This is a genomic window from Frankia sp. AgB32 (genome assembly GCF_023243045.1).
Classification (GTDB): Bacteria; Actinomycetota; Actinomycetes; order Frankiales; family Frankiaceae; genus Frankia.
Window position 1 is genome coordinate 1 of sequence record NZ_JALKFX010000255.1, and the last position, 9,117, is coordinate 9,117.

Genomic DNA, 9,117 nt, shown 5'->3' on the forward strand with positions numbered 1-9,117 from the left:
GTGTCAACTATGATCTCCTCCGGACTGCCCCTATTCTAGTAGAGGCCCCTGTCCGGAATTAACGGGGCACCTCACCCACTCCTCGGTCGCAAACGCTGACCTTAGATAGGCAGCCGACAGCACAGCGACCGTCCTGCGATCCTCGGCTAACGCCCGATGCATCCCCCGACGAAATGCGAACCCGGACCGAAGTCCCACGCCTGGATCAGCGCATCATGCCCCGCGGCCTCCAACGTCCAGGCAACCCACTCCGCCCACCCGACATCCACACCCGTGTACGACACAAAGAAACACTGCACCCCGCCGCCCCCACCGGCCACACGATCAGCATCCCACCACCCGAACCCAGACACATCCGCAGCCCGTCTACCAGCGGAAACAGCCGATCGACCCCGGCGTGGTGCTGGCCCACCACTGGCACCCCGACGCCGTCGCGGCCGCCACCGACGACGCCCACGTCCACATGTACGGCGCGCCATCGCCCGCAAGAACTGACGAAGCTCGTCCCGCCCGGTCACGGAAACGACTCTCCTCCGGCTCCTGTCGAACACCGGGCGCCGAGTCGTGACGGCGGTCACCCTGCGCGATCTGCCGGGCCAGCCGGCCGGTGGGCGGAGCACACCCCCCGGCCGGTCAGACCGCGACCGTCTCCGCCAGGCAGGTGGCGAGGATGTCGAGGCCTTCGATGAGCAGCGCCTCGCTGATCGCCAGCGGCGGCAGCAGGCGCAGCACGTTGCCGTCGGTGCCGCAGGTCAGGACGATCACGCCCTGACGGTGGGCCGCGGCGGCAACGGCGCGGGTGAGGGCGGCGTCCGGGATCGTGGTGCCCGGCCGCACGAACTCGACGGCGATCATGGCGCCGCGGCCGCGCACGTCGCCGATGCGCGGGTCGGCGGCCTGGAGTCGGCGTAGCCGGTCGGTCACCAGGTCGCCGATGGCGCGGGCACGGGCGAGCAGGCCGTCGGCCTCGATTGTCCCGATCGCGGCCAGGGCGGCGGCGCAGGCCAGCGGGTTGCCGCCGTAGGTGCCGCCGAGGCCGCCGACCTGCGGGGCGTCCATCAGTTCGGCGCGGCCGGTGACCGCGGACAGCGGCAGGCCGCCGGCGATGCCCTTCGCGGTGACGATCAGATCAGGGACCACGCCCTCGTGCTCGCACGCGAACATCGCGCCGGTGCGGGCGAAGCCGGTCTGGATCTCGTCGGCGACGAACAGCACGCCCTGCGCGCGGCACCAGTACGCCAGCGCTGGCAGAAAGCCGGGCGCCGGCACGACGAACCCGCCCTCGCCCTGGATCGGCTCGATGACCACCGCCGCGAGGTCCGTCACGCCACCGGCCCGCTCGATCGCGTCGATGGCCCGCCTCGCCGCGGCCGGCCCGTCGACGCCCGGACTGTCGACGCCCGGTCCGGCCAGGCCGGCGCCGTCGCGAAACGGGTAGGACAGCGGGGCTCGGCGGACGTGACCGGCGAAGGGGCCGAATCCGTGCTTGTACGGCATGTCCTTCGCGGTCATCGCCATGGCCAGGTTCGTCCGGCCGTGGAAGGCGTGGTCGAACACGGCGATCGCCGGCCGGCCGGTGGCGAACCGGGCGACCTTGACGGCGTTCTCGACGGCTTCGGCGCCCGAGTTGAACAGCGCCGTCCGCTTCTCGTGCCTGCCGGGAGTGAGCCGGTTCAGCGCCTCGGCGACAGCGACGTACCCCTCGTACGGGGTGACGGCGAAGCAGGTGTGGGTGAACGCGGCCGCCTGCTCGGCGACAGCGGCAACGACGCGGGGGGCGCTGACGCCGACCGTGGTGACGGCGATGCCGGACCCGAGGTCGATGAGCTGGTTTCCGTCGACGTCGACGACGATCCCGCCGCCGGCAGCGGCCGCGTAGACCGGCATCGTCGACCCGACCGCACCGGCCACGGCGGCGGCGCGGCGCTCGGCGAGGACGAGCGAACGGGGCCCGGGGATGCTCGTGCGCAGCTGCCGGCGCTGAGGAACGTCCACCGCCCCACTGTCGGGCCGTGGCAGCACGCTGTCCACCATGGGCCACACGCGGTGTCCCGCCCTCGCCGTGCCTCGCGCGGGCGCACGCGGCCCCACGTCGGTGGGCGGCGGCGATCAGCGCGGATATGATCGCCCTGGGACGCGGGTTTTCCCGCGGTCGATCGCGTCGTCGTCATCGGGGGATGTGGCAGATGCCCGAATCCGACGGACTGGCCGCGCCGCGGGGGCGCGGGGTGCTCGACGGCGCCTTCGAGGTTCTCGACGCGCTGTCCTGGTTGGATGCGGCCAGCCTGTCCGAGCTGGCCAGGGCGGCCGGGCTACCGAAGACGACGGTGCACCGGCTGGTCGGGCAGCTCACCGCGCTCGGCGCCATCGACCGGGACGACGCCGGCACCTACCGGATCGGCGCGGGCCTGCGCCGGCTCACCGCGCCGGACCGGTCCCTGCACCGGCTGGCGCGGCTGGCCCGGGAGCCGGTTGCCGCGCTGAGCGCCGCCACGGGTTCGGCCGTCGCCGTCGTCGTCCTGCGGGACCGGCAGGTCGTGCCGGCCACCAGCGTCGCCGCCGACCGCGGTCTTGACCTGGGCGGCAGCCCCACGTCGCTGCGTCTGGAGACCGCCGGCGGCCAGCTGCTGCTGGCGTGCCGGTCCGACCCCACCGGGCCGCCGTCGATGTCCGCCCGGCAGTGGCGGCGCAGCGCCGCCGCGATCCGGCACGACGATGCGGCCTACGACCGGCAGGATCTCGTCGAGGGCATCTGCTGCGCGTCGGTCCCGGTCCGCGGCCGCGACGGGACGGTGGTCGCCGCCCTGACCGTGATGACCATGGCGCCGCGCCTCCCGCCGGAGCTGGTCGGCCGGGTCCGGCACACCGCGGCGCGGCTCGGCGCCCGGCTGCCCGGCCGGCCACCGCACGACCCCTCGGCGTGACGGCCGCGCCCCGCCGCCGAGCGACGCCGCCGCCGAGCCGCTCAGCCGCCGAGCTGGGCGCGGCCGCGGCGCAGGACCTCGTCGCGGCGGGCGCCGATGTTGCTCGTGCCCGGGCGCCAGGTCATCGACATCACGCCCTCCAGGGCGTGCGCCTCGTCGAGGGTCGCCGCGTTCGCGATCTGGCGGTAGTGGGCGAGCAGGCGGCGCACGCCGTGCTGGTCGTTGCCGGCGATGTCGCCGGCGAGGCGGCGGGCGACGGGCAGCAGCTCGCCGTGCGGCACGACGTGGTTGACCAGGCCGAGGCGCAGGGCCTCGTCGGCGCCGACGAAGTTGCCGGTCAGCGACATCTCGACGGCCCGGCGCAGGCCGACGGACTGGGCGAGCAGCACGGTGACACCGCCGCCGGGCATGACGCCGACCCGGGCGTGGGTGTCGGCGAACCGGGCCTGCTCGGAGGCGACGAGGAACGTGCACTGCAACGCCAGTTCGAGGCCGCCGGTGACGGCGGGGCCGTTGATCGCGCCGATGATCGGCTTGTCGAGGACGGGCAGGAACCGGAAGATCCCGTTGACGTCACGCTCGGGGCCTTCGCCGGGCGGGCGGGGCTCGGCCGGACGCGGTGCCTGGCCGGCGGCCTCGCGCAGGTCGACCCCGGCGCAGAACGCCGGGTCGGCGCCGGTGAGGACGATGGCGTCGACGTCCGGGCCGGCGCCCAGCGCCGTGACCGCGTCCCACAGCGCGCAGGTGAGCGCCTGGCTGAGCGCGTTGCGGGAGCGGGGACGGTTCAGCGTCACGGTCGCGACGCGGTCCGCCACGTCGACGAGGACGACGGGTTCCGCCTCGGCCGGCTGTGCCGTCACGGCTCTCCCTCGGGTCGGCCGCGCCCTTGGCCACAGCGCGGCGCGGCGCGCGGGACACCCGTGGGTGAGCGCCGTCACGTCGTAGCTGCATCCTTCCACGGCGCTCCTCGCGGTGTGCTCGCCGGCCCGCGGTACCGGGGCATCACCGAGGGCCCCGTCACCTGACGACGACCACGTCGATGTTCACGACGAGCGCGTGCAGACGCGCGCGGCCAGCCGCGTCGTCGAGGTCGAGGTCGAGCGAGCGCTTGCCGCGCGCGGTCAGTGCCCACAGGCCGGGGGCGCGGGTGCGGTACGGGTCGCCGCCGGACCGCTCCGGGCGCACGACGTCCGCGCCGTGGTCGGCGAGCAGCGACGAGATCAGCGGCGCCGCGTGGAACGTGGCCGCGTCGAGGACCCGCAGCCCCGCCAGCGCCGCGTTGGTCACGTGCCGGTGGGGCGGCAGGGCTTCTGGTCGGCGGTGGACGTCTCGATGTGCGCCGCGGTCGCGGCGAGGTTCAGCCCGGTGGCGTCGGTCGAGGCGTCGGTGACGGTCAGGTCGAAGGGCAGATCGCCGACGGGAATCGCGACCTGCGGGAAGTACTGGCCGAGGGTGCCGAGCGGGATGCTCAGGTTGAACAGACCGTTGAGCATGATCTGCGAGGGAACGAGCGTCACCTTGTTGTTGTGGACGGCGAAGGTCGTCACGCCGCCGACCTGCTGGTCGCCGAACAGTGGGATGTTCAGCGTCGCGGTGATCGCCAGGCTGCTGCCGCCGTTGACGGGGGTGATGTGCACGCGGCCGGGTTGGGTGGCGAGGTAGGCGTTGAGGTCGGCGTAGGTCATCCGGACCGTCGCCCGCAGGTCGTCGATGCGGATCGTGCCGTCGCCGCCGGTGGCGAGCTTGTAGATCGGGACGTGGATGCCGTGGGCGTGCGCGCTGATCCGCTCGATGCGCGGGCCGGTCGTGGGCAGGCCCGTCATGGTCAGGCCGACGTCGGAGAACGAGCCCGTGAGCACCTGGGTGAGGAACGGGAAGCCGCCGATGCTGACGTCCGAGACCGTCGGCGGGGTGGTGTCGCACGGCAGGTCCGCGAGGGCACCACTGCGGATCTGGCTGGCCATCGCCCGCTCGGCGAGCGCGACGGCGACCCGGTCGGCGACGACGAACTGCGCGACGAACGCGACCAGGGCGACGACCACGATCAGCGCGAGGCGACGCCGGGAACCGAGCGGCCGCCGGGGGCCGGCCGGGCGGCGCGACCGGAACCGACGGGTTCCGGCGGAGACCGGCGTGGTGGCCGGCGGCCAGCCGGCGGCGTCCCCGCTCTCGGCGGACGACGGATCGCTCGCCGCGGCGGCCACGGTGGACCGCACGGTGAAACGGCCGGTCCGCGACCAGGGTTCACTCCACGGCTCGTCCGCCGCGTCGTGCACCGGCTCGGTGTCGACCTCGGCCTCCCTGCCTCACGCGGTCACTGCCTGACGGGGTTGCTGCCTGACGGGGTTGCTGCCTCAGGTGTCGACAACGGTCAGGCTACCGTCGCCGGTGCCCGACGACGGCGGACCGTCGCGCGGGCCGCTTCCGGCGCGTCACCGCAGCGCCGCCGGGAACGCGGCCGTCAGGCAGAACGGATGGCCGGCCGGGTCGAGCAGCACCCGCCGGCGGTCCGGATCCGGCTGGGTCGCGGCGAGGGTGGCGCCGAAACGCAGCGCCTCGGCCTGTGCCGCCGCGAGGTCCTCGACGGCCAGGTCCAGGTGGATCTGCTTGGGCACGCCGGGCTCCGGCCAGGTGGGCGGCTGGTAGTCGGCGATCGGCATCGCGGTCAGCACGAACCCGTCCGCGACGACGCCGGCGGCGCCGGTGGCCGGACTGGTGAACGCCACCGTGCCGCCGAGCAGCCGCGCCCAGAACTCGGCCAGGACACCGGCGTCCGCGCAGTCCAGCGACACGGCTACCCGACGAACCACACTCATGGTCCACACGGTAGTACGCGGTCCGCACAGGAGTACGCGGCGTTCGCGCCCGGTCGCCGGGCGCAGCCACAGGACGTCGCCCGTTCGCCCACAGCGGATTACCTGCCGTGAGCGAGTCGGCGCCGGGCGCAGTTGGAATGCACGGGGGTGGGCCTGGGGTTGTCGCGGGCATGACAACTCTTGGACTCATCGGCAGCGGCAACATCGGCGGAACCGTCGCGAAACTCGCGGTCGCCGCGGGCTACGACGTGGTGCTGAGCAACTCGCGGGGGCCGGAGACCCTCGCCGACCTGGTGGCGCAGATCGGGCCGCGGGCGCGGGCGGCGACGGCCGCCGAGGCCGGCGCGGCCGGTGACCTGGTGGTCGTGACGGTCCCGCTCAAGGCCTACCGGGCCGTACCGGTCGAGCCGCTGGCCGGCAAGGTGGTCATCGACACCAACAACTACTACCCGGAGCGCGACGGCACCTTCCCCGAGCTGGAGAACGAGTCGACGACGACGTCCGAGCTGCTCGCCGCCCACCTGCCGACCTCGAAGGTCATCAAGGCGTTCAACAACATCTACTTCAAGCACCTGCTGGAGCTGGCCCGCCCCGCCGGCGCGCCGGACCGCTCGGCCCTCGCGATCGCCGGCGACGACCCGGCCGCCAAGGCCACCGTGACGGCGTTCTTCGACGCGATCGGCTACGACACCGTTGACGCCGGCCCGCTCGCCGAGGGCTGGCGCTACCAGCGCGACACCGCCGCCTACGCCGGCCTGTACTCGACCGCGGACTTCACCCAGGCCCGCTCCGCCGACGCCGCCACCGTGCGGGCCGCGCTGGCCGCCTCCCGCCGCTACGCGGACGCCGCGAGCAGCTGACCCCGCACCGGCGCCCGCACCACGTCGGCGCGGCGCGGGCACGGCCGGGCGCCTTCCTGCCTCTTCCACGGGCTTCCGCAGGGATAAATCGGACCTGGACCCCTGTGGAGGAGTCAGGTAGCCCCGCTCCCACGCTGACCGCCGTCCGGCGTGCGCCGTAGGGGTGGCAGGGCGCCGCGTTCACGGGTCCCACACAGGTTGCGTCCATAGGGTGGCGCTCGCGACCGGGCCCCGTCGGGGTTCGGCCCGACCCCGGAGACGGTTTCCAGGTGGCTCACGGCGACGGCACGCGGATCGCGACCCTCTGGCGGCTGCTGCTCGGGTTCCTGCTGGCCGTGCTGGTCGGCGGGGACGCCGCGGGCGTCCCGCTGGTCGTCGGCATCGACGCGCACCGGGCGGTGTCCGCCGGGCTCGCCCGCACCCCGCCGATGGGCTGGAACAGCTGGAACGCGTTCGGCGCGGACGTCCGCTCCGCCGACATCCGCGCCGCCGCCGACGCGATCGTCTCCTCCGGCATGCGTGCCGCCGGCTACCAGTATGTGATCATCGACGACGGCTGGATGGCTCCGGCGCGCGACGCCGACGGGAACCTGCGCGCCGACCCGGACCGCTTCCCCGAGGGCATCGCGGCGCTGGCGGTCTACGTCCACGCCCGGGGGCTCAAGCTCGGCATCTACGAGTCCCCCGGGCTGACGACCTGCCAGGGCCTGCCCGGCAGCTACGGCCACGAGGCCCGCGACGCCGCCGCGTTCGCCGCCTGGGGCGTCGACTACCTCAAGTACGACGCGTGCAGCTACCTGGGCCTGCGCCCGGCGGCCACCGACGCCCGGGGATGGCTGGTCACCGGCTTCACCCGGATGCGCAACGCGCTGGACGCCACCGGCCGCCCGATCGTCTACAGCATCAACCCGGCGGCGGGCGGCGACCCGGCGGCGCAGCAGCCGTGGACGTGGGCGCCGCAGGTGGCGAACCTGTGGCGGGCCACCAACGACCATGTGCCCTGCTGGACGTCCACCGAGCCGCTCGGCGGGTCCACCGGCGGCTGCGTCGCCGACAACCTCGGCGCGTCGTCCGCCTGGCAGCGCAGCGGCGGCCCGGGGCACTGGAACGACCTGGACATGCTCACTCTCGGCCTCACCCCGGACACCGAGAACATCGTCGTGCAGGAGATCGGCGCGATCGCCACCGGTTCGGACACGACCCGCCTCGACGACACCGAGGCCCGCAGCGAGCTGAGCATCTGGGCGATGCTCGCCTCGCCGCTGCTCGCCGGCAACGACCTGACCCGGACGGACGCGTCGACCCGCGCGATCCTCACCAACCGGGCCGTCCTCGCCGTCGACCAGGACCCGCTCGGCGCCGCCGCGGTCCGCCTGTCCCGCACCGACGGCCTGCAGGTGTGGACCCGCCGCCTCGCCGGCGGCGACACCGCCGTCCTCGCCGTCAACCCCACCGCCACCGCCCGCACCGCGAACCTCACCGCCGCCGAGCTGTCCCTGCCGACGGCCACCCGCTACCAGGCGAAGGACCTGTGGACGGGCGAGGTCGCCGCGTCCACCGCCACCGCCGACGTCGCCCTACCGGTCACCCTGGCGCCACACGCGTCGGCCATGCTACGGCTGGTCCCCGACTACGGTCCGCCGCACACTGCCGTGCATGGCGGTGTCGATCGGCGGGGCGGCGCCACCGCGGCCGTGCAGGCAGAAGTCGAAAGCGGCGACCATCTCGTCCTCGCGCTCCACCCCTCGTGGAGCACCTTTCGTGCGGACACTATATGGCGGAACTGGACAGATTTGCCAAGAAGGTACGCGGAGTAATCCAGATTTGACGAAACCCAGAGGATTCGGTCCGCCAGGATGGATGAAGGAAAACAAATCCATGCAACTATGTCCAGGGATGCGGAAGGCCGTGCATGTTCGGTAGTTCGCATGCCGCGTCAGCCGAGGTGCCACTTCCCTCCGCCCGAGTTGCGACCCCAGGACCGTGGAAGGACACTGGTCTCGTTACCGGCTAATACCCCCGTTTCCGCTGGGCGACAGAGCCGGTGAGAGGCGGCGATTGAAGGACGTGGCGCCCGCTCGCCAGTCACGGATGGCCGTACCAGCGGAGAGACTCCTTCAGAGTGCGAATCGGAAGGATCTTGACCATGAGTAATCTCGGCGACGCGGTTATGGACATGCTGGACCAGTTGGTCGACAAGGCCCTGGGCGGCCAACCTGTACGTAGCGACGGAAAGGCCGTGAACGAGGTCGTCTACTCCCAGTTGCGGACTGGGCGCCCGATCGACATCCGGGAGTTTGCCGATCCCTGGTCGCCGGCCGGTGGTTCGACCCTGCAGGCCGCGGTACCCGCCGGTACTACTCCGACCCCGGCTGCCCCGCCGCCCGCCGCGGCGTCCGTTGTGGACGGCAGTGCCTCGGCTGCAGCGCCCACCCCGGCGGCAATGCCGTGAAGCTTAAGTCGATCTTGGGTGGCTGATCTCCGACTCCTGGCCGGTGGGTTGGTACGGCGTGGCGG

Annotated in this window: 10 protein-coding genes; 4 read left to right on the top strand and 6 right to left on the bottom strand. The window is 73.3% G+C overall.

Going from position 1 to position 9,117, the window contains the following annotated elements; translation table 11 throughout:
* Nucleotides 1–146: 146 nt before the first annotated feature.
* A complete protein-coding gene (locus MXD60_RS27705; RefSeq protein ID WP_248822649.1) occupies nucleotides 147–479 on the bottom strand; it encodes a toll/interleukin-1 receptor domain-containing protein in 333 nt (110 codons plus the stop codon).
* Between the two features lie 154 nt (nucleotides 480–633).
* Nucleotides 634–1,995, bottom strand: a complete 1,362-nt coding sequence (gene gabT / locus MXD60_RS27710) for a 4-aminobutyrate--2-oxoglutarate transaminase (RefSeq protein WP_248822640.1) — start codon at nucleotides 1,993–1,995, stop codon at nucleotides 634–636.
* A gap of 191 nt (nucleotides 1,996–2,186) precedes the next feature.
* Between gabT and MXD60_RS27715 the strand changes: the two genes are divergently transcribed.
* Nucleotides 2,187–2,924 (top strand): IclR family transcriptional regulator, encoded by a 738-nt coding sequence (locus tag MXD60_RS27715; RefSeq protein WP_248822641.1) that lies wholly within the window; start codon nucleotides 2,187–2,189, stop codon nucleotides 2,922–2,924.
* Between the two features lie 41 nt (nucleotides 2,925–2,965).
* Here the strand turns inward: MXD60_RS27715 and MXD60_RS27720 are convergent, their stop codons facing one another.
* The 4 genes from MXD60_RS27720 to MXD60_RS27735 all read right to left on the bottom strand — a co-directional run bounded on the left by MXD60_RS27720 (nucleotide 2,966) and on the right by MXD60_RS27735 (nucleotide 5,740).
* Nucleotides 2,966–3,784: an enoyl-CoA hydratase gene (locus tag MXD60_RS27720; RefSeq protein WP_248822642.1), complete on the bottom strand. Its 819-nt coding sequence runs from the start codon at nucleotides 3,782–3,784 to the stop codon at nucleotides 2,966–2,968.
* 157 nt (nucleotides 3,785–3,941) lie between these two features.
* Nucleotides 3,942–4,211: a CoA transferase gene (locus MXD60_RS27725; protein ID WP_248822643.1), complete on the bottom strand. Its 270-nt coding sequence runs from the start codon at nucleotides 4,209–4,211 to the stop codon at nucleotides 3,942–3,944.
* The gene (locus MXD60_RS27730; protein WP_248822644.1) at nucleotides 4,208–5,200 is read right to left on the bottom strand and encodes an LmeA family phospholipid-binding protein; all 993 of its coding nucleotides are present in this window, start codon (nucleotides 5,198–5,200) and stop codon (nucleotides 4,208–4,210) included. Before MXD60_RS27730 ends, MXD60_RS27725 begins: the two co-directional genes overlap by 4 nt.
* A gap of 156 nt (nucleotides 5,201–5,356) precedes the next feature.
* Nucleotides 5,357–5,740 carry a VOC family protein gene (locus tag MXD60_RS27735; RefSeq protein ID WP_248822645.1) on the bottom strand — a complete coding sequence of 128 codons (384 nt, stop codon included), beginning with the start codon at nucleotides 5,738–5,740 and terminating at the stop codon, nucleotides 5,357–5,359.
* A gap of 170 nt (nucleotides 5,741–5,910) precedes the next feature.
* On the opposite strand from MXD60_RS27735, the gene MXD60_RS27740 reads away from it, so the two are divergent.
* From MXD60_RS27740 to MXD60_RS27750, 3 genes are all read left to right on the top strand, one after another.
* Entirely contained in the window at nucleotides 5,911–6,600 is a 690-nt protein-coding gene (locus tag MXD60_RS27740; RefSeq protein ID WP_248822646.1) for an NADPH-dependent F420 reductase, read from the top strand.
* A gap of 269 nt (nucleotides 6,601–6,869) precedes the next feature.
* Nucleotides 6,870–8,417 (top strand): glycoside hydrolase family 27 protein, encoded by a 1,548-nt coding sequence (locus MXD60_RS27745; protein WP_248822647.1) that lies wholly within the window; start codon nucleotides 6,870–6,872, stop codon nucleotides 8,415–8,417.
* Nucleotides 8,418–8,746: 329 nt separating this feature from the next.
* Nucleotides 8,747–9,052: a hypothetical protein gene (locus tag MXD60_RS27750; RefSeq protein ID WP_248822648.1), complete on the top strand. Its 306-nt coding sequence runs from the start codon at nucleotides 8,747–8,749 to the stop codon at nucleotides 9,050–9,052.
* Nucleotides 9,053–9,117 lie beyond the last annotated feature (65 nt).

Coding starts and splice junctions, on each gene's coding strand:
- MXD60_RS27715 (WP_248822641.1), top strand. CDS start 2,187: ATGCCCGAATCCGACGGACTGGCCGCGCCGCGGGGGCGCGGGGTGCTC.
- MXD60_RS27735 (WP_248822645.1), bottom strand. CDS start 5,740: ATGAGTGTGGTTCGTCGGGTAGCCGTGTCGCTGGACTGCGCGGACGCC.
- MXD60_RS27740 (WP_248822646.1), top strand. CDS start 5,911: ATGACAACTCTTGGACTCATCGGCAGCGGCAACATCGGCGGAACCGTC.
- MXD60_RS27705 (WP_248822649.1), bottom strand. CDS start 479: ATGGCGCGCCGTACATGTGGACGTGGGCGTCGTCGGTGGCGGCCGCGA.
- MXD60_RS27750 (WP_248822648.1), top strand. CDS start 8,747: ATGAGTAATCTCGGCGACGCGGTTATGGACATGCTGGACCAGTTGGTC.